Source organism: Promineifilum sp. (SeqCode) (assembly GCF_041918635.1).
GTDB lineage: Bacteria > Chloroflexota > Anaerolineae > Promineifilales > Promineifilaceae > Promineifilum.
In genome coordinates this window covers 1-19,849 of record NZ_JAYRVJ010000150.1, presented here as the reverse complement: position 1 = coordinate 19,849, position 19,849 = coordinate 1, and the positions used below count along the sequence as shown (strand labels likewise).

General features: G+C 65.6%; 18 protein-coding genes and 1 tRNA gene. 4 read left to right on the top strand and 15 right to left on the bottom strand.

The window, feature by feature from the left end; translation table 11 throughout:
* Positions 1 to 358: 358 nt before the first annotated feature.
* On the top strand, positions 359 to 985 hold the full coding sequence (locus tag ACE3UY_RS04985; RefSeq protein WP_374686449.1) for a hypothetical protein: 627 nt from the start codon (positions 359 to 361) through the stop codon (positions 983 to 985).
* A gap of 57 nt (positions 986 to 1,042) precedes the next feature.
* On the opposite strand, the gene ppk1 is transcribed toward ACE3UY_RS04985, so the two are convergent.
* On the bottom strand, positions 1,043 to 3,238 hold the full coding sequence (ppk1, locus tag ACE3UY_RS04980) for a polyphosphate kinase 1 (protein ID WP_374686448.1): 2,196 nt from the start codon (positions 3,236 to 3,238) through the stop codon (positions 1,043 to 1,045).
* Positions 3,239 to 3,536: 298 nt separating this feature from the next.
* On the opposite strand from ppk1, the gene ACE3UY_RS04975 reads away from it, so the two are divergent.
* Positions 3,537 to 5,150: a CapA family protein gene (locus ACE3UY_RS04975; protein ID WP_374686447.1), complete on the top strand. Its 1,614-nt coding sequence runs from the start codon at positions 3,537 to 3,539 to the stop codon at positions 5,148 to 5,150.
* A 50-nt stretch (positions 5,151 to 5,200) separates the two neighbouring features.
* On the opposite strand, the gene ACE3UY_RS04970 is transcribed toward ACE3UY_RS04975, so the two are convergent.
* Positions 5,201 to 5,710 carry a copper resistance protein CopC gene (locus ACE3UY_RS04970; protein WP_374686446.1) on the bottom strand — a complete coding sequence of 170 codons (510 nt, stop codon included), beginning with the start codon at positions 5,708 to 5,710 and terminating at the stop codon, positions 5,201 to 5,203.
* Between the two features lie 37 nt (positions 5,711 to 5,747).
* Positions 5,748 to 6,617, bottom strand: coding sequence for a TlpA family protein disulfide reductase (locus tag ACE3UY_RS04965; RefSeq protein WP_374686445.1), 870 nt, complete (start codon positions 6,615 to 6,617; stop codon positions 5,748 to 5,750).
* A 158-nt stretch (positions 6,618 to 6,775) separates the two neighbouring features.
* Between ACE3UY_RS04965 and ACE3UY_RS04960 the strand changes: the two genes are divergently transcribed.
* Positions 6,776 to 6,848: transfer RNA gene (locus tag ACE3UY_RS04960), tRNA-Lys, on the top strand.
* Between the two features lie 211 nt (positions 6,849 to 7,059).
* Here ACE3UY_RS04960 and ACE3UY_RS04955 read toward each other — a convergent pair.
* The 12 genes from ACE3UY_RS04955 to ACE3UY_RS04900 all read right to left on the bottom strand — a co-directional run bounded on the left by ACE3UY_RS04955 (position 7,060) and on the right by ACE3UY_RS04900 (position 19,268).
* Complete coding sequence (locus ACE3UY_RS04955; protein ID WP_374686444.1) at positions 7,060 to 8,220, bottom strand: AI-2E family transporter; 1,161 nt, start codon at positions 8,218 to 8,220, stop codon at positions 7,060 to 7,062.
* Positions 8,217 to 9,494, bottom strand: coding sequence for an AI-2E family transporter (locus tag ACE3UY_RS04950; protein ID WP_374686443.1), 1,278 nt, complete (start codon positions 9,492 to 9,494; stop codon positions 8,217 to 8,219). Before ACE3UY_RS04950 ends, ACE3UY_RS04955 begins: the two co-directional genes overlap by 4 nt.
* A gap of 37 nt (positions 9,495 to 9,531) precedes the next feature.
* A complete protein-coding gene (locus tag ACE3UY_RS04945) occupies positions 9,532 to 9,735 on the bottom strand; it encodes a hypothetical protein (protein ID WP_374686442.1) in 204 nt (67 codons plus the stop codon).
* Positions 9,728 to 10,090, bottom strand: a complete 363-nt coding sequence (locus tag ACE3UY_RS04940; protein ID WP_374686441.1) for a YtxH domain-containing protein — start codon at positions 10,088 to 10,090, stop codon at positions 9,728 to 9,730. Before ACE3UY_RS04940 ends, ACE3UY_RS04945 begins: the two co-directional genes overlap by 8 nt.
* Positions 10,091 to 10,218: 128 nt before the next feature.
* On the bottom strand, positions 10,219 to 10,476 hold the full coding sequence (locus ACE3UY_RS04935) for a hypothetical protein (RefSeq protein ID WP_374686440.1): 258 nt from the start codon (positions 10,474 to 10,476) through the stop codon (positions 10,219 to 10,221).
* Positions 10,457 to 10,855, bottom strand: coding sequence for a response regulator transcription factor (locus tag ACE3UY_RS04930; RefSeq protein WP_374686439.1), 399 nt, complete (start codon positions 10,853 to 10,855; stop codon positions 10,457 to 10,459). The genes ACE3UY_RS04935 and ACE3UY_RS04930 overlap by 20 nt, the downstream gene beginning before the upstream one ends.
* A gap of 22 nt (positions 10,856 to 10,877) precedes the next feature.
* The gene (locus tag ACE3UY_RS04925; protein WP_374686438.1) at positions 10,878 to 11,123 is read right to left on the bottom strand and encodes a hypothetical protein; all 246 of its coding nucleotides are present in this window, start codon (positions 11,121 to 11,123) and stop codon (positions 10,878 to 10,880) included.
* Between the two features lie 55 nt (positions 11,124 to 11,178).
* Entirely contained in the window at positions 11,179 to 11,430 is a 252-nt protein-coding gene (locus tag ACE3UY_RS04920; RefSeq protein ID WP_374686437.1) for a hypothetical protein, read from the bottom strand.
* A 246-nt stretch (positions 11,431 to 11,676) separates the two neighbouring features.
* Positions 11,677 to 12,318 carry a response regulator gene (locus tag ACE3UY_RS04915; RefSeq protein WP_374686436.1) on the bottom strand — a complete coding sequence of 214 codons (642 nt, stop codon included), beginning with the start codon at positions 12,316 to 12,318 and terminating at the stop codon, positions 11,677 to 11,679.
* An 8-nt stretch (positions 12,319 to 12,326) separates the two neighbouring features.
* Entirely contained in the window at positions 12,327 to 13,889 is a 1,563-nt protein-coding gene (locus ACE3UY_RS04910) for a PAS domain S-box protein (RefSeq protein WP_374686435.1), read from the bottom strand.
* Positions 13,890 to 13,899: 10 nt separating this feature from the next.
* Positions 13,900 to 17,073, bottom strand: a complete 3,174-nt coding sequence (locus ACE3UY_RS04905; RefSeq protein WP_374686434.1) for an AAA family ATPase — start codon at positions 17,071 to 17,073, stop codon at positions 13,900 to 13,902.
* A 20-nt stretch (positions 17,074 to 17,093) separates the two neighbouring features.
* Entirely contained in the window at positions 17,094 to 19,268 is a 2,175-nt protein-coding gene (locus ACE3UY_RS04900; RefSeq protein ID WP_374686433.1) for an AAA family ATPase, read from the bottom strand.
* Positions 19,269 to 19,328: 60 nt separating this feature from the next.
* On the opposite strand from ACE3UY_RS04900, the gene ACE3UY_RS04895 reads away from it, so the two are divergent.
* A partial coding sequence (locus ACE3UY_RS04895) for an AAA family ATPase (RefSeq protein WP_374686432.1) occupies positions 19,329 to 19,849 on the top strand: 521 nt, incomplete at its 3' end.

Genomic DNA, 19,849 nt, shown 5'->3' with positions numbered 1-19,849 from the left:
TCTTGGGCCGGGGCATCCGCCTCGGGCGTGAGCGTCTGGGCCAGGGCCACAGTCGCCAGCGCGCCGATGAGCAGGATGACGATCCCAGCCACCACAAACAAAGGCCATTTTCGCTGTTTCTCCATCTATCTTTCTCCTTGCTAGGTCGGGCGCGGCCACCGATACACGCTGCCGGCCCGACGATACAATGACAACTGTCCATAGCTTAGCCGAGCGATATTCAGAAGTTGTTAAGAAGCTTCGGGAAAAATGTAAACGTCGCCTCAGCCAAACACGCGGGAACCAAGTATGGTATGGCAGCGTCACAGAAAAGAATCCGCAGATTTCGCAGATTACTTCCATTTTTGAGGTGATAGGTATGTTGAGAAAGGCTAGATATGCGCTCGTGTTGCTGGGTCTATTGGCTGTACTGCTGGCCGCTTGCCAGACGACCGGCGAGACCGATGTAACGCCCCTGCCGCCAACGGCCACGACCGAGCCGACCCCGGAAGCGCCCACGGCCGAGCCGACTAGCGCCGCCACACCGGCGGCCGAGCCAACCGCCACGGCCGAGCCTGCGGCCACGACCGAGGCTCCCGCGGCCTCGCTGGACGAGTTCATCAACCAGTTGCAACTGGCGATTGCCGCGCGGGACTTCACCGCCATGCAGACGTTCATGACCGACCCGTTCGCCGTCGGCTACTGGCTGTCTGAAGGCGTGTCGCTGACCCCGGCCGAGGCGGCGGCGCAGTTCGAGAGCAACTTCCTGCCGGAGGGGGCGCAGATCACCTGGGCCGACCCGGCCATGGACCTGGCCCCGCTGCTCCAGGGCCAGCCGCCGGCAACGTTCCTGGGGCCGGACAAGCAAGTGGTCGCCACGTTGCTCAGCTATGGCTGGGGGCCGGACGGCGCGGGGGAAGCGATCCAGTTCATCACGCAACAGCCGGACGGCACGTACCGCTGGGAGTTGATGCTCTACTCCGGCTTCGGCTTCTCGGTCGGATAAACGGATTTAGAAACCGGGTTTCTCAGAAGAAACCCGGTTTCTAAACCCGCGGTTCATTTATTCATCCATGTCTCGCGCGACGCCCTGGTTGAGGAACCACCTCTGGCTGTCGAACAGCGGGCCGTCGCCGTCGAGGAGGTAGCGGCGGGGGATGTAGCGGCCGTCGCTCTGCAAGATGTGGCTCTTGGCCGTGTCGCGCAGGCAGACGGCCAGCACGTTTTCCACCACGTCGCGCAGCATGTCGGGGTCGCTGATGGGGAACAGCACCTCCACGCGGCGATCCAGGTTGCGGGGCATCAGGTCGGCGCTGCCCATGTAGAGGCAGGGGTCGCCGTCGTTGTGGAAGTAGTAGATGCGGGAGTGCTCCAGGAAACGGCTGACGATGCTGATGACCTGGATGTTGTCGCTGACGCCGGGAATGCCCGGCCGCAGGCAGCAGATGCCACGGATGATGAGGTCAACCTTGACGCCGGCTTGCGACGCCCGGTAGAGGTTGCGGATCGTCTCGCCATCGACCAGCGAGTTGCACTTGATGATGATGCGCCCCTTAGGGCCGAGCGCCGTCTCCCGCTTGATGAACTCCAGCAGCTTGCGGCGAATGCTGACCGGGGCGACGAGGAATTTGCGGAAATCCTCCTGGCGCGAATAGCCGGTCAGGAAGTTGAACAGGTCGCCGGCGTCCGCGCCCAACTCCTCGTCGCGACTCATGAAGCCGGTGTCGGTGTAGAGGCGGGCGGTGGTGCTGTTGTAGTTGCCGCTGGACAGGTGGACGTAGCGGCGGATGCCGTCGCGCTCGCGCCGGATGATGAGCGTCACCTTGCAGTGGGTCTTGAGGCCGATCAGCCCATAGGCAACGTGGACGCCCGCGCTCTCCAAATCCTGCGCCCAGTGGATGTTGGTCTCCTCGTCGAAGCGAGCCTTAAGCTCCACGACGACGGCGACCTGCTTGTTGTTCAGGCGCGCCTTCTTCAGTGCGGCCACGACGGGCGGGTTGGAGCCGACGCGATAGAGCGTCATCTTGATCGCCAGCACGTCCGGGTCTTCGGCGGCCGTTTCGAGCAGGTTCACCACCGGCGAGAAGGAGTCGTAGGGGTGGTGCAGCAGGATTTCGCGCTGGCGCAGCACGGCGAAGACGCCGCCGGGCACGTTCTGCAGCGAGGGGGGCGTGCGCGGCGTGAAGGGCCTATCCTTGAGTTCCGGCCGCTCCAGCCGGTGCAACTCCCACAGGCTGCTCAACCCCAGCGGGCCGTCGGTAGTGTACACGTCGTAGGAGCCGACTTCCAGGTTGCTCATCAGGATGTCGCGCACGTCGGGCGGCATGTTCTGGTCGATCTCCAGACGCACGACGGAGCCGAAGTGGCGCTGGCGCAGGTTGTCCTCCATCATCAGCAGCAGGTCGTCGGCCTCCTCTTCCTGCAACTCCATGTCGCTGTTGCGCGTCACGCGGAAGGGGTAGGAGGAGACGACAGTCATGCCCAGGAACAGCCGGTCCAGGTTGGCAGCGATGACCTCCTCCAGCCAGACGAACTTCTGCACCGCCGGTGTGGAGAGTTGGTCGGGGTCGAACCGCTTCAGCGGGACGAGGCGGGGCAGCGACGGCGGCACCTTGACGCGGGCGAAGTGGAGGTCGCCCGTCCTGGGGTCGCGCAACTGCACGGCCAGGTTGAGGCTGAGGTTGGAGATGTGGGGGAACGGCCGCGTCGGGTCGGAGGCCAGCGGCGTCAGCACGGGGAAGATCTCGCGCTCGAAGTAGGCGCGCAGCTTATTGCGCTGACCCTTGCTCAACTCCTCGTAGCGCAACACGTGGACGTTGGCCTCACTGAGTTGCGGGTGCAGTTGCTCGCGCCAGATGGCGTTCGACTCGGCGAACAGTTGCGTCAGCGTGCGGTGGACGTTGGCCAACTGCTCGCGCGGCAGCAGGCCGTCGGGGGCCGTGGCCGTCACGCCTAGCTTGAACTGCTGCTTCAGGCCCGACACGCGCACCATGAAGAACTCGTCCATGTTGGCGTGGAAGATGGCCAGGAACTTAACCCGTTCCAGCAGCGGGTGGTCGGCCTGCGCCTCGTGCAGCACGCGCCGGTTGAATTCGATGTTGCTCAACTCGCGGTTGATGTAGAGGCTGGGGTCGCGCAGATCGACAGGCGGGGGGTTCGGCTCGGCGCGCGACTTGCGCTTCTCCGAGGCGGGCTTCTCGGGCTTTCCCGAAGCGGGTTTCTCTTGGGCAGGCTCGGTAGCTATGGTTGCGTCCAGCATTGTGTCTCCCACCTGTTAATTTACGAAAGACCTGCAGGTGGGCGGCCACAAGTTTTGTTCTTGTCGGAGCGCCGTTAGCTGCCCACCTGTCAGGTCTGGGCTAGCGCAACCAGGCGAAGTGCGCTACGCTTTTCGTACCATGCGTAAAGCACCATTATACTTCATTCTGCTCACATTGTTAACCGGTAGTTGCGCTGCTAACGCACCGGCCGGCCAGGAGGCCGCCGTTCTGGCTCCCCCGACCCCACTCATCGCCACGGCCGACGGACCACCGACCGCCGACCACGTAGGGACGGGTTTGAAACCCGTCCCTACCGGCGACCTGTTGCCCACGCCGACGCTGGCTGCCGGCGCGGCCCCCACGGAGGCAGCCGCCACGCTCCCCGACGACGCGCTGCACCCGCCGCCGCCGGCCACGGCCACCGTTGACCCGACTATCCGCGGCGAGTATACCCTCAGCGCGGACGCGGGCGTGCCCGCCGCGCTCATTGCCGCGGCCCGAGCCGTGGCGACGGCCAACCCGCAGCTGTTCACCTGGGTGGACGGCGACCCGGCGGCCGACGTACGGCTGACGGTCAACAACGGCGCGCCGCTGGCGACCTGGGTCTACGCCGCCGCCGCGCCCTTCGCCACGGTGGCCGACGACACGACCGGGGCGGCCGTCGCCGCCGGCTGGCCGTCGGGCGCGTCGGAATTGGGCCGGCTGATGCTCGACCCAACGACGGCTGCCGCACTGGGCGCGGTCTGGGGGCCGACGGCGGCGACGCCGATGGGCGGCGACCCTGTCGGCGAGGCGTGGGCGGCGCGCCCGTCGTGGAGCATCATCCCGTTCGATGAGCTACGGCCGGAGTGGAAAGTGCTCCGCGTGGACGGCCGCAGCCCGCTGACCCACGACTTTAGCCTCGACGGCTACCCCCTGGTCGCGCCGATGACCGTGACCGGCGACGAGGAAGCGGTGGCAGCCTTCCTGGCGCGCTGGACCGGCCCGGCGACCAACCGCGACCCGGCCAGGCTGACGCGGGTGGCCATGTCGGGCGTGACGGCCCTGGTGCGGGCTACGGCGGCGCAGATGGAGCGCAACGGTCTGCTCTATCCCGGCGAGGAGGTCGCGCCCATCCTGCAGGGGGCCGACATCGCCCACGTCAGCAACGAGGTTTCGTTCGCCGCCGACTGTCCGCTGCCCGACCCCTACGGTGGGACGACCTTCTGTTCGCGCGACCCGTACTTCGACTTGCTCAAGCATCTGGGCATCGACGTGATCGAACTGACCGGCAACCACGTCAACGACTACGGCCGCGAACCGCTGGCGCGCTCGCTGGACATGTACGCCGCGGCGGGGATGCAGTGGTTCGGCGGCGGCCGGAACCTGGCCGACGCTTCGCGGGCGGCCACGTTCGAGCACAACGGCAACCGCATCGCCTTCGCCGGCTGCAACCCGGTCGGCCCACAGAATTCTTGGGCCATCGCCGACGCTGCCGGCTCCCGCCCCTGCGGCCCCGACCTGACGGCCCAGATTACCCAGTTGCGAAGCGAAGGCTATATCGTCCTGACGACGCTGCAATACGTGGAACACTACGTCTATTACGCCCCGCCCGACCAGCAAGCGGCCTTCTCCGAACTGGCCGCGGCCGGGGCGACGGCCGTCTCCGGCAGCCAGGCCCACCACGCGCAGGGGTTCGCCTTCGAGAACGGGACGTTCATCCACTATGGACTGGGCAACCTGTTCTTCGACCAGATGGACATGACCGGCACGCGCCAGACGTTCGTGGATACCTACGTGGTCTACGACGGCCGGCTGCTGAGCGTGGAGCTGTGGACGGGGCTGATCGAGAACTGGGCGCGGCCGCGGCTGATGACGGCGCAGGAGCGGAGCGAGTTGTTGACGGCTGTCTTCCAGGCGAGTGGGTGGTAAGGTAGGGGCAGACCTGCGTGTCTGCCCTGGGCGCACATGTAGGTGCGCCCCTACCTGCCGTCGGGACGGCGGCGCTCCATGCCGCGCAACCACAGCCACATGATGAGCGCGAGGAGGACCAGCCCACCCACGGCAAGCAGCCAGACGCCCCGACCGGACAAGAGCGACTTGGCCGGCGCGACGCTGAAGGAGTACGTCCCGGTCAGCGTGTGCTCGTCGGTCGAGACGGCCGTCCACTGCACCGTATAGGTTCCGGCCGGCAGCGGCGGCAGGTGCGCGGCGATCTCCAGCGGCGCGGCCGGGGCGAATTGGAGCGTCTGCCCGTCCACCAACGCGAACGAGTCGCTTAGCACCTCAACCCGGCTGCTGGCGTCCAGCGGCTCGCTGAACGTCAGCCGCACCTCGGCCGGCGACTCGCTCAATTCCGCTCCCGGCGCGGGCGCGGCCTCGACCAGCTCCGTATGCGCCGCGACCGGCCTCACGGCCGCGCTCCCCAGCAGCAGGCCTAACAGCGCTACTACCCCCATCAACCGTTTCACGCCCAATGTCACAACCCTCATCAACACTCTCCAATACCCAGACCTGACAGGTCTTTAGTCAATACAATGGCCGCAACGCCGCCAGCAACTCCTCTGGCGACAGCGGCCCGCTGAACCGCGCCGCCACGCGCCCCTGCCCATCCAGCACGAACACCCACGGCTCCGTTTCCAACCCCCACTCGGCCATCTCCTTCACCAGCGTCAGCCGCTGGAAGTCGTCGTAGACCTCGATGTGGATGAAGTTGGCCGCGTCACCCACCTCGGCGCGGGCCAGCTTGAGGCTGTCGAGCACCGGCGCGCACCACTTGGTCTGGCAGAAGGCGGGCGTCAGAAAGCCGACCACCGTCGGCCGGCCCGTGGCGAGGGCGTCGGCGACGGTCAGCTGGTGAAAGGCCGGGTCGGGGTCGTTGGCCGAACTGAGGCGGGTGATGTCCGGCTCGGTCGCCAGCGTGCGGTTCTGGCTGGGCGGCGCGGGCGCGCCTATGGCCGGCGCAGCGCTGGCCGGCTTGATCTCGACGACGAAGTCAGCGCGGATGGCAGCGCCGCCGGCATGGGTGATGTCGGCCGTCATGCCCCAGTAGCCGGGCGTCGCCACTTTGGGGTAAAAGACCCAGTAGGGCACTTCGTAGTCGCTGTAGCCGGTCGCCTGGCCCGTCCAGGCCGGTTCGTCGCCGGCTGCGGTCAGGTCTGCGCCGAGCGGGAAGGCGCTGAGAGTCACCCCTTCCACGCCCGTCGCCGCGTCCTCGCCGTCGAACAGGGCGAACGAGATGCGCGGCTGGCCGACAGCGAAGTCGGCGCTGACCAGGATGACCTGGAGCGGTGAGACGGTCGCGGCGGGCGCGGCCGGGTTCGCCCCGCCGCAGGCCGCCAGGATGCAGAGCAGCGGCAGCCAGACGGCCGGCCGCCAGCGATTCAGGCAAGGTATCATACGCCAGATTCTAGCAATCTAGAGCCGGATCGGCTTGTCAGATCGGCGCGAGTCGTGATAAAATCCTGACTTGTTGAGTGCAAGCGCTCATGGATCATGCGGAGCGCGGATGACTAAGAAATCTGCGTAATCTGCGAAATCTGTGGATTCTTCTCCCCGCCTCCGTAGCTCAACTGGCAGAGCAGGGCACTCTTAATGCCAAGGTCACAGGTTCGAATCCTGTCGGGGGCACTGGTCGAGGGGTTGGAGCGGATGCTCCAACCCCTTTCCTTAATCTATCTCTACCCACTTTGGCGAAGAAGTACAGCAATCGAATAGCCGTCACAGAATGCCGGCCAGAAGACCAGGCGGGGCCGATTCTCGTTGACACATTGCTCTCCTGCGGCTGAACGGCTTGCTCTGGCTTCCTATTCGCCTCTGTCAAAGTGCATCATCTTGGCCCCTACAGAACTGGTTCCGCCTGCTCCAGCAGACGGTTTAGCCGCTCCAGGCTGCTGGTCACCAGTGGAGGCGGTTCATCCATCGCCTGTACCGTTGTCCATACCTGGGCTTGCCGCTCTCTGAGGTCTGAAATCCGGTCAGAAGGCCCGGAAATAGCGCGGTTGCTCACCAGTCGGGTCCATAGGATTTGGCAGGTGGCCGATAGGGGCGGCGCGACAATAATCCCGAGTAACCCAAAAGCGTCGGCCAAGGCGATCAGGATCACGACTGTCAGAATCGGATTATAGTGCCCGCGTTTGAATAGGCGTGGCTCGACCCACCGTTTCAAGGCCAACAAAACAACGATCGTATAGAGAACCGTAAACAGGCTAAGCTGCACACTGGTCAGCAACCCTATGAGTAATGCGGCGATCACCACCAGAGCCGACCCCACCATGGGGACCAGCAGAGCCAAAGCGCCTATCAAGGCCAGCAGTATTGGGTATGGCGATCCAAGTGCCCAGTACCCCACGCTTAAGAGCAAACCGGCCAGGAAACTTTGGATCGCTTCGTTGCGTAGGTAAGCGCCAATCTCTGGTTCGACCGTCCGCCAGATATCGCGCACTTGCGCGCGCTGGCCCGATGGAAGCAGCGAGAGCCAGAGTCGCTCAAAATGAATCCGGTCTATGCTCCAATAGACGCTCAGGAAGAGGATGACGAGCGCGGCGCTTATGAGGCTGACGATGTTCTGCGTGACTCCCAGTAGAGTCGGCAGCACAAGTTGCCCCTGCTCGCCGGTTAGAGCGTCAAAGAGGGCGCTGGGGGACGGCAATCGCTCATCCAATAGCTCTTGGAATGACGTGCCCGCCAACCATTCCGGTTGCTGCCATGTATCCTGGACCGACAACTGATTGCCCAACTGTCGAATCTCACCCATCGCAGCCGTGATACTCCAGACAAGTAGGAGACCGAATCCAACCGTTATAAGCAGGTAGAGTAGCGCCAGAGTCAGACGTCTTATCAGGCTGCGCCCGGACAGTTGCTTCACCAGGGGACGAACCGCGGCGGCGAGCGCCAATGAGAACAGAACATAGACGAGGACAAGGCGGAACTGCCACATCAGCATCAGGCCCAGCGCGGTGACCATAATGGCCATGCCGATAATGAGCAATTGCCTGGTCATGGCGCGCTCGTACTCCCGGCCTGAGCCAACAGGGCGTCAAGGTCAATGGTAATAGACTCGATTTCATCCATCACCCGGTCGATCTGCGTGACTGTTTGGTCAGAGCCTTCTTTTTCCAGCCGCGCCTGTTTGCGCAAATCCTGGGCCAGGTCGCGCGCCTCATAGCGCAAGCGGCCGGCCAGGTCGCGACCGCTTGACACCTCCGGCTCCAACGCGTCCGGGCGAAAGACGTAGCGGTCAAGTACGAGTTGGATAATAGCCGCAGTGGGGATCGCCATGAGCGCGCCGGCAACCCCCAGCAACGAGCTAAAGGCAAATATTGCCAACAAGGAGACGAATGGATTGACCCCCACTGCCTTGCGCATGACGCGAGGCACGAGCAGGCTATTCTCCAACTGCTGAATAATCAGGGTCGCGACGATGACCCAAACCAGCTTATCCGGCCCGAGGGACATCGCCACGAGCGCTGCCGGAACGGCTCCCAGGAACGGCCCAACCAGGGGGACGGCTTCCATAAGCCCGGCTACAAGCGCCAGCACCAGAACATAAGGCAACCCGATGAGCAAATAAGCGGCCAAAGCCATACCGCCCACGAGGAGCATCAGAATGCCTTGTCCCGCGATGTAGGCGCTGACCTTGGTTTCGATGGCCGAAATGAGCTCCAGGGTGCTTTCACGATGGGCTTTGGGAATGAGTAACGTCAACGACTTGGTATACCGTGGCCCGTCGAGCGTCCAGTAAAAGGCGATCAACAGAATGGCGCCGGCCGTCAATACTATTTGAGATGCTGAGCCAATGTAACCCACTGCCCGGCCGGCTGAGTCCAGTATCTCTTGTCCCGTTTGCTGCAGCGGCGCCTGGCCGGGTGACAAACTAATGGAGAAAAGTTCACCCAAGCGCCCAATAAGTAGGTTGGGGTTGTTAACCAGCCAGTCACTCAGGGTTTGAATGTAGCCGGGCATGGCGGCCACAATCGTTGCCGTCTGCGTCACAATTAACGGGGCCACCAGCAGCGTGAAGCCAATGAGCGCGGCCAGTAGTAGCAGGTAGATAAGGATGACCCCAGCGTTGCCAGGGAGGCCGCGCCGTTGCAGCCACACAACCACTGGCCGGAACATGGTGCCCAGCATGATGGCGACAAATAAGGTGAAGGCGACCTGGTTAAAGCGGTAAAGAAGCCAAAAGCTCAGCCCAAGCGATACGAAGACGAGCGTAGCCCGAACGACCCGCCAGAATGTCCACGTATAGGGTGGCGAAGTTACAGCGCCTGACATCTCATTCTCCAAGTTGCCTTTTGCATTCCTCAATTGTTTAGCTGACCCGTCCTCCGTCGTCAACCCAGACCATCATTGCCCGCCAGTAGTAGGCGCGGTCAGCTCCAGCGGCCTGCTCCTCGGCGGCATGCTTTTCGTCAGCCTTTCTCTTTTTCACCCAGAGCAAGAACTTCTCTTTTTTCTCGGCGATGCTGTGGACAGGGGGAGTTACTGGTTCCAATTTGACCTCGGTTTCATCCACTGACGGCTGTTTTCCCGGCTTCGACGACGGGGGACCAACGCTCTCGTTGTTCGTCAACCACTTCCTGGCCGCGTTGTTGCAGGTCTTCGGCCCGGTCCTGGATGCCGGTCGTTACTTGGTGAGCCTTGTCGCGGACCTGGTTTGCCCCGCTTTCAATCGTTTTGGCATACTGCTCGCGTAAATTCCTGGCCTTCCGCCGTATCTGGTTGCGCATCTTCTTACCTGATTGCGGCGCCAGCAGCAGCATCACCAACGCGCCCACAAGGGCGCCGAACAGCGCCCCTAATAATAGCCCGGCTACGAGGTAACCCGGATTGTTGATGTCGTACGGGATATCTGGGTTCGTTTGGTTCATTCTGGTTTCCTCTCAAATTCTTCCATCGTTTTTCAGCCGGCTCATGCCGCCGCTCGTTCATGTCCACATGACCAATGCTCTAGATACGGCCCAGGCCAACGAACTCTCCACGCATGGCAACGTAGCGGCTATTCAGGGAATATGCCTTGTTTCTCGTCCTGCTTCTTCTTGTCCTTTTTGGCCTGCTTCTTTTCCTTGAGCGTTTTTGCCGGTTGATTCTTGTCGGTACCCTTCTTTTTCTGTCCCTTGGTCATTTGATTCTCCTTGATACTTATGCGAGACGTGACCTGCTCGGGCCCGCTCGGCAAAGACGTAGCGTTGTGAGCGACGCTCATGCGGCCCATCTCCACGTCGAAGCAGTTCCGGTCAATGCCGAGCTTTGTCACTGCTCTCGCGGACTGACTGAGAGCGAGTGCTCCCGGCCGCGACCCGTAGGCGCTCCGCCACTCGATCTGGCATCTCGCCTTTGCTGATAAAGGAGTCGGCCCCGGCTGAAAGCGCTGCCTGATGACGGGCATCGAACTGGCTGATGAGAACAATGACGACGGCCGCCGGGCAAGTCGCGCGCAGCTCGACGAGAGAAGTGTTCGTGGGGATCAAGTTCCAATCCACGACCAGCATGTCGGGTTGTGTCCCTGAAGCCTGGGTCATCGTTGAGGGCCAATCGGCCGCTTCGCCGACCACCTGCATTTCTAGATCTAGCAACACCAGCCGCAAGGCTGAACGGATTTCGGGTTGGCTATCGGCTAGATATACGCGAGTCATGGGGTACAACCTGAATCCAGTGTCAATCCAAATCGTCGCGCGCCGCTTCCTTTGCCAGAAGAAACTCTTGCCAGGCATCGTTGAAATCGGCAATGTATTGCGGGGCAGCGTTTCTAATCACGATGTCGACCCAGCTCTTGTGTTCGTCGGGCGCGCGCCTGGTGGGTATCGGCTCGACAACCCGCATGCCCGGAACTCGCGCCAGATCGCCAATTCCATCTTGCCTCAATTGTTGGTTGGTAAGCCACTCTTCGAATCGCAGAGTCATTCGTTTCACCTGATTTCATGGGGCAATCGCCTATCCGGGCAACCGCTTCAACCTGTTAGGTAATAACATACCGTCCATTCTGTTGGCTCAACGTCAGGGTTTTGACCGCGCTGTTCAGTTTGTGAGCGATTTCCCAGCCGGTGATGCTATTCTTCAGGTAGATGTCGTAGCGCTCCAGCTCGGCCGGTAGAACGCCGCTCTCACCCGGCCCGGTCACGCAGGTACCGGCCAGGGTGCGACCTGTGAATATCTGTACCTGAACCCTGATCGCCGCCATGTTATGGAATGTAATCTGTGTCTCGGCCATCTTTGCTTTTCCACGCTTGCGACATGAGAGTGAACCCACACCCGCAAAATGTGCCCGCTCCATGCGGTTCCGATCATTGCGGTCGCTTCTTGATAGAATACGAGCCTGGATTGATCGTACAACCAACGCGGCCCAGTCACATCGGCCGGCCGGTGGATATTGACCTCCCCCAGTTGGGGGATAAATAACAAGACAGGGGATTTCAGACCAGACCGGTGAAGGCTACCTGTCCGGGTTCAAGCGGGATTAGTCAACGAGGTGGTGGCGCACGGCCAGCGCGACGGCTTCCGTACGGCTGGCAACGTCGAACTTGGACAGGATGTGGCTGACGTGGGATTTGACGGTCGACGGACTGACGAAGAGTTTCTCGGCGATCTCGGTGTTGTTCAATCCTTGAACCATCAGCGTCAGCACGGCGCGCTCTCGGCCAGTCAGGTCGCGGCCCAGAGCCGGTGGCTGGGTACTGGCGTGGATGAGCGCCTGAGCGACTTCCGGGGAGAGTGTTCCGCGACCAGTGTGCGCCGCGCGGATGGCCTGGGCCAATTCATTGGCCGACACGTCTTTGAGCAAATAACCGATGGCCCCGGCTTGCAGGGCGTTCTGTACCAGTCCCTCTTCGTTGAAACTCGTCAGGGCGATCACCTGCACCGCGGGAAACTGCCGGCGGATGGCGCGGGTGGCCTCCACGCCATGCATCCCCGGCATGACCAGATCCATCAAAACGACATCGGGCTGGACGCGGCCGCACAGTTGGATGGCTTCCTCGCCCGTAGCCGCCTCACCGGCCAATTCCAGGTCATCATGGACCTTCAAGAAGGTCGCCAGGCCGCGGCGGACCATGGCATGATCGTCAACAAGCAGGACGCGAATAGGTGAGGCTGTGGTCATGATGTCTTCTACTCCGGGGTTTCTCGCCAGCGCACGGCGATTTCAGTACCCTGACCTGGTTGGCTCGTGATTGACAACGTTGCGCCGATGGCCTTGGCCCGTTCCTGCATGATGCTCAGACCATAATGGCCGGACGGTATCTGTTCAGGATCGAAGCCACGGCCGTTATCGCTGATAGACAGTGCGACCGTCCCCCCTTCATAGTGGAGATGGATTTTCACCTGCCTCGCCCCGGAATGCCTGGCCACGTTGTTCAGCGCTTCCTGACACAGACGATAAAACGCTAGCTGCACCTCGGCCGGCAAGACCCCCTGGCCCGACACGGTGACCGCAACCGCGATATTCGTCCGGCCCGTAAGCGCGTCGCCCAACAAGCGTATCAAGTCATCCAGCTCGCTGTCGTTCAGCTCTCGGGGCTGCAACTCCACCAGCAGCCCTCGCATCTCGGCCAACGCTCCGCGCGTCAGTCGGCGCAGATCTTCCAGCGACTCCAGCACCTCGTCCGGGTGTTGCTCCCACAGGCGCGGCAGCACTTCGGCAATCAGGCTGGCCGAGAAGAGCGACTGGTTGACGGCATCGTGCAGGTTTTGCGCCAGGCGCTGGCGTTCCTCCAGCGCAGCGAGCACTTGCGCCTGTTGATACCGTTGCGCGTTGACGAGGGTGATCGCCGCCTGGTTGGCCATCCTCAGCGCCAGATCAGCGTGGTGAGCCGTGAAATAGTTCGGCTCAGCATGGGCCACTCCCACACCGCCAATGACGCGTCCCTTCACAACGAGAGGGATCCACATCCACGCCCGTACTCCCTCTAGCAACACGGCCGCCTGCTCTTCCAGGAGCGACCGCAGAAATTGGGCCGTCGGGTCAGCGCTCCATACGTCGGCCGTTCGCTGTGGCCGGGACCCGTTAGACAGCGCGGCCAGCGTTTCCATACCGCTCAGCCGGATGCGAAAGGGCATGGCCTGCTCCAGTCGCTTCGACCCACGCACGGCCACGGCGACCAGGTCCCACCCTTCCAGGGTGAAGAGCGCGCCATGAGTGTACTCAAGAATTTCCCGCAATTGATCGAGGATCAAACCGGGTTTTAGCTCCAGTTCGGAGGCCAGCGCCTGGGAAATCTCCAATAGAGTGGCCTGTTCGCGTATGCGCGCTCCCATCTGTTCCCGGAGCAGCTGCTCAGCCTGCACCCGTGTACTGACATCGCGGACAACGCTCAGGAGGCACGGGCGATCCCGATAGGTACATCCAGTCCCGCGTATCTCGGCAGTGAATGGCGTTCCATCGCGGCGTATGTGAACGACTGTCGCCTCAAACCCGTCGCCAGCTTGAACCGCATGGACCCACTGGCTAAATTGAACATAACTATCGGGGTGCAAAAAGGTGGTGGGATGCAGGCCAATGAAATCCTCGCGAGCGTAGCCGTGCATGGCGCCGGCCGCAGGATTGGCCTCAACCACCAGGCCGGTTTCCACATCGTTGAGGATCAGCCCATCACTCATCGTCTCGAAGATGCGTCGATAGGGTTGTTCTTGGTTCTTGCCTGGCAAGTGGTACTCCTGGTTGCGAGCGCTCATATGGAACTCGCTATGTCCTTTCCAGCCCCTGCCGTTCCGCCCAGGCTGCCTCTTCCCCTCTCCCCTCCCTCCGCAATACCTCCCCCAACACCCCATACGCCGCCGGCAGGCGCACCCAGCCGCCCAGCTGTTGCGCGTTCTCGGCCGCGGCGATGACGGCCCGGACGGTGGCCTCGGCCGCGGCGAGCTGGTCGCGGGCCAGCAGCGCCTCGGCCAGCGCCAGCCGGCAGGCGAGCCGGAGGTAGCGGCTGCCCGTCGTCTCGGCCAGCGCGTCGGCCTCTTCCAGCAGGGCCATGCCGGCGTCGGCGTCGCCGCAGCGGCACACCGCCTGTCCCAGCGCCAGCAGCGCCTCAACCGCGTCCCCCTGGTCGGCCGTCCGCGCCAACGCCAGCGCCCGTTCCAGCGCCGGCCGCGCCCGCTCTGGCGCGTCCGCCTCCAGGCACACCCGTCCCAGCCGCGTCAGGGCAAAGGCCGCCCCCTGGCGATCCCCCCGCGCCTCCAGCCGCTCGGCCAGCGCCAGCAGGCCGGCGATGGCCCGCTCCGCCTCGTCCGTCCGGCCCGCCGCCCGCTGCAACTCGCTCAGCAACGCCAGCGCCCGCGCCGTCTCGGGTGGCGCGTCCAGCGCCCGGCTGCGCGCCACCGAGCCTTGCACCGCCTCCAGCGCCTCGTCCGCCCGTCCCAGCCGGGCCGCCGCCTCGGCCCGCGAGAACAGCGCCCGCGCCAACTCCACCTCCGCCCCCGTCAGCCGGGCCAGCTGCTCCGCCCGGTCAGCCGCGGCCAGCGCGCTGGGGGCGTCGTCCAGTTCGTAGAAAAGGGCCGCCAGCGCATTCTCCGCCCGCGCCTGGCCCAGCAAGTTGCCATCCAGTTCGGCGATGCGCTGCATGGCGTGGAACGTGTACAGCGCCTCCACCAGCCGCCCCTGGCGCAGCAGCGCCCGCCCCAGCCGCTCCTGCGCGTTCAGCCGGGCGTCCAGGTCTTGCGGCAGCCGCTCCAGCAGCCGCAACGCCTTGTGGTAGAAGTCGATGGCCCCGGCCAGCTTGTACTGCTCCGCGGCGCGGGCCGCGGCCCGCTCATACTGCCGCGCCGCCTCGGCCAGTTGGCCCGCCTGCTCGTGGTGCTGGGCGATGGGCGCGGCGTACTCGATGGCCCGGTCGCCGCTCTGCGTCTCCAGCCAGCGCGCCGCCTGGACGTGGTAGCCGGGCCGGTCGCGCAGCAGCACGCTCTCGTAGGCCACCTCGCGCAGCACGGCATGCTTAAAGCGGTACGCCTGGCTGCCAACGAAGGCCGGCGCGGGCGCGCGGTAGATCATGTCGCGCCGCTCCAACGCCCCCAGCGCCGCCGCCACCTGCTCCGGCGCGAACGGGTAGCGCGCCGCCGTGTTGAGTTGCTGCACGGCGCTGTCCCAGAACTCATCCCCCACCACGGCCGCCTGCTGCAACGTCGTCCGCTCCAGCTCCGGCAGCCGGTCGAGGCGGGCCTGCAACACCCCCGTCAGCGTGGGCGGCACGCGCAACTGGGGCAGCTCGCGCATCCGCAGTTGCCACGTGCGCTCGCCGGGCACGATGACCCGGTCTTCGATGAGCACGCGAATAAGTTCCTCGACGTAGAATGGGTTGCCGGCCGCCGAGCGCACGATGAGGTCGGACAGCGCCGACGGGATCTGCGGCAGCTTGTGCAGGATTTGCAGCACCAACTCGTGGCTCTCGGCCTCACCCAGCGGGCGCAGGGGCAACCGCCGGGCCGCCGCCGCTCCGTCCCCCGCCGGCCAGCCCGGCCGCCGTTCGTAGAGCGCCGGCCGCGCTAGACAGACCACCACGAGCGGCCGCGCCGCCGCTAGCGCCGCCAGGCGCTCCAGGAAGTCGAGCGAGTCGTCGTCGGCCCAGTGCACGTCCTCCAGGAAGACCAGCGTCGCCGCCGATAGGTCGGCCACCGCGCCGAAGTAATCGAGCAGGCTCTCCAGCGCCCGTTCGCGGGCCGTGGCCGGCTCGGCCGCCGCGCCGGGCAAGTCCAGCCCGACCAGATGGCCGATCATCCGCGCCCGCTCCCGCCGCCCGGCCTGCCGCGTCGGGCTGTCGGCCCCCGTCAGCCCGGCCGCCAGACCGCGCACCAGCTTTTCCTCGATGGTCGCCGCCCGGTCACTGTCGTCGATGCCGAAGTGGCTGAGGAGCAGATCGCGCAGCAAGCTATAGGGCACTTCCATGAGGCGCTGGTCGGTACGCCCCTGGAAGCGCGTCACCTTGAACGGGAACGCCTCCAGGCTGCGGTTGAACTCACGCATCAGGCGCGACTTGCCCACCCCGGCGTCGCCGGCGATGACCACCAGCCGGCCGCGCCCCGTCTGCGCCGCCTCGCGCAGCGTCTCCTGCAACACCTCCATCTCCACCGCCCGCCCGATCATGGGCGCGGCGACCCCCTCCACCCCCTCGACACGGTCGAAGAACTCCCGCGGCTGGGAGCCGACGATGCGGTAGACGGTGATGGGCGCCTGCCGCCCCTTCACGCTCACCTGGCCCAGCGCCTCGGCCCGGAAGAGATCGCCCACCAGCCGGTAGGTGTCATGCGACACGTAGACGCCGCTCTCGGCCGCCGCCTCCTTCAGGCGGCTGGCGACGTTGACCGCGTCGCCGATGGCCGTCTGGCCGGCGTCAGAGCCGACCTGCCCCAGCGACACGGGGCCGGTATTGATGCCGATGCGCACGGTCGGCGGCGGCTTCGGCGGCTCGGCCGCATCAAGGTCGGCCGTGCTCGCTTCGCGTTGCGCGGCCAGGAAGTCGCTCAGCATCTCGCGGATGGCCAGGGCGCAGCGCACCGCTCGCTCCGGGTCATTCTCGCGCGCCGCCGGCACGCCGAACACGCCCATCACCACGTCGCCCATGTGCTTATCGACCATGCCGCCGTGGTAGAGGATCGTCTCGTCCAACCGCCGCCATAGCAGGTCGATCTGCCGCAGCGGCTCCGTGTTGTGGGCCGCGCCCGTCAGCCGGGTGAAGCCCTCCAGCGTGGCGAAGAGGATGGTCGCCTGCTTGCGCTGCTCGGCCGGCGGCGCGTCGCCGGGCGCGTCGGGCAGCGCCGCCAGCCGCTCGGCCAGCACGTTGAGGGTCGTCGCCACCACGTCCTCCCCCCAATGGGCGCGCTGGCTCGACAAGACGGCGATGGCTTCCTGGAGTTGGGCGCGGTTGAGCATGACGAGCGGGTGGTGAGACCTCAGAGGTTTGCGGCAAACCTCTGAGATCCAGGGGCGCGGCGCTGCCAGGCGTCGGCCTGGGCGTCGTCGCCCGCGTCGGCAAAGTGGCGGGCGATCATCACGTCCACCGGGAACCACGCGCCGAACGGGGTATCCTGACGGTGAGCGATGAGCCAGCGGGCGACGCGCTGATGCTGGGCGCGTCGCTCCTCCGGCGGCAGCAGCGTGTAGGCCGCGCGGCGCATACTCTCGCGCCAAAAGGTGTAGGCCTGATTCGCGCCAAAGCTATAGGTCGCGCTGGCCGTGATGTACCGTTTCATCTCCAGGCTCAACAGCGCCGCCTCCAGCTCCGGCTCGCTCAGGTTCAGCGCCGGCTGGGCCATCTCCGGCAGCGCGGCGTCCCAGAACAGCGGCCCCATCACCGACGCCAGGCACAAGACGGCCTGCTCCGCCTCCGGCAACAACTGGAGGCGCGCCCGCAACAGCGCCGGCAGCCCGGCCGGCAGCGCCATCCCCTCCACCCCGGCCATGTCCACCCGCCAGCGCTCCCCCGTGGTGATCAGCCCGCGCTCGATCAGCAGCCGGATGAACGCCTCGATGTAGAGCGGCAGCCCGCCCGACTCGGCCACGACCAGATCGAGCAGGCGCATGGGCGGCGGGCCTAGCGGGGCCAGGATGTCGCCGGCCATCAGGCGGCTCTCCACGGGCGACAGCGGGGCCAGCGTCAGGCGGTCGAAGGGGGCGAAGGGGCCATCCTCCCGCGCCAGCCACTGGATCGCCGCCGTCCCGACGGCCGGCGTCGCCTCGACCTGGGCCAGGAACAGCACCGGCAGCGCCGCCGCCTCGCGCACCAGCCGGTCGAGCAGCGCCAGGGACTCCCGGTCGGCGCGCTCCACCCCGTCGAGGACGACGAGGGCCGGGCCGCCGGCGGTGATGGCCCCCAGCAGGCGCGCCACCACGGCCAGCGCCTCCTCGACCGGCACGGCCGCCGCCGTCCGCACGTCGAGCAACTGCTCCAGCAGATGCAGCGTGCCCGGCAGCGGCCCGGTGGCCGGCCGCCGCCCCTCGGCCGGCCGCTCCAGTTCCCGCAGCCCGCGCCGGATGTGCGCCTCGATCAGGTAGCGGCTGTGCTGGGGGCGAATGCGGAAGCGGCGCAGCAGCAGCTCGCGGGCCAGCGCGTAGGGCGCGTCGGGGCAGGCGCTCTGCGTCCCGGCGTGCAGCACGGTCAGCGAACCGGTCAGCAACCGCGCGCGCCCCTCGAACTCGTGGATGAGGCGCGACTTGCCGGAGCCGGACGGGCCGATCACCGTCACCAGTTGCGGCGTCCGGCTGTCGATGGCCGCCTGCAGCGCCAGCTCCAGCCGGTCCAACTCCTCCGTCCGGCCGACCAGCCGCGTCGCGCCGCCGGCCACCCGATCGGGGGTGAAGGCGGTCGTGTCCGTCCGGGCCGCCGCGACCAGGTACGCCTCTTCGCCGGGACGCCGCGCCGCGTCCGGAAGGGCTTCGGCCGCCAGGGACAGGTGGAAGTGCGGCTGGGCCGGCCGCTGGACGGCCGGCGACGCCAACACCTGCCCAACCGGGGCCAGCCGCTCCAGCCGCCGGGCGATGGCGACCGTGTCGCCCACCGCCTTGGGCCGGTCGCCGCCCGGCGGGCGCGCGAAGTAGACCGGCCCGCTGTGGACGCCGACGCGCATCTGCGGCCCCGGCCACTCGCCCGCCCAGGCGACGCGCTGGTCGGCGGCGGCCTGGCGCACCCGCGCGTTGAACAGGGCCAGCTCCTCTTGCAGCGCCAGCGCGGCGTGCAGGGCGCGGACGGCGTCGCCGCGGCGGGGCTGCGGCAGGCCGAAGAGGGCCAGCAGGCTATCCCCCGCGTGCTGGTCGATCTGCCCGCCCCAATCGCGGATCACCGCGTCGAGCACCTGCCACATGGCGTTCATGGCGTCGCGCACGTTCTCGGCGTCCATACGCTCCGACAGCGCCGTGAAGCCGGACAGATCGGCCACCAGCACGGTCAGCGACCGCTGCTGCCGGTCGTCGGGATTGGATTGGAGTTCCACCAGCTTGTCGCGGAGCGCTTGCAGGGCCACGTCCACGGCGCGGCCCAGAGCGTGGTTCTCCCCGGCCGCGCCGCGCTGCGATTCGAGCGTGGCGATCGCCTCCACCAGCGCCTGGCGGCTAACGTTTGCCTTGATCACACAAGGATTATACTCTAGACCTCAGAGGTTTGCGGCAAACCTCTGAGGTCTGAACTGACTATGAAACTGCGCAAACTCAGCCTACAAGGCTACAAAACCTTCGCCGCGAAGACGGAATTCCTCTTCGACAGCGGCATCACGGCCATCGTCGGCCCCAACGGCAGCGGCAAAAGCAACATCGCCGACGCCCTGCGCTGGGTGCTGGGCGAACAGAGCTACAGCACCCTGCGCGCCCGGCGCACGGCCGACATGATCTTCGCCGGCAGCCAGCAGCGCGCGCGGGCCGGCATGGCCCAGGCCACCATCACCCTCGACAACAGCGACGGCTGGCTGCCCATTGACTTCAGCGAGGTCGAGATCGCTCGCCGCGCCTTCCGCTCCGGCGAGAACGAGTACCTTATCAACGGCCAGCACGTGCGCCTCAAGGACGTGGCCGACCTGCTGGCGACCAGCGGCCTGGCCGAACGGACGTACACCATCGTCGGCCAGGGCCTCATCGATCAGGCCCTCTCGCTGCGCTCCGACGAGCGGCGGGCGCTGTTCGAGGAGGCCGCCGGCATCACCCACTACAAGACCCGCCG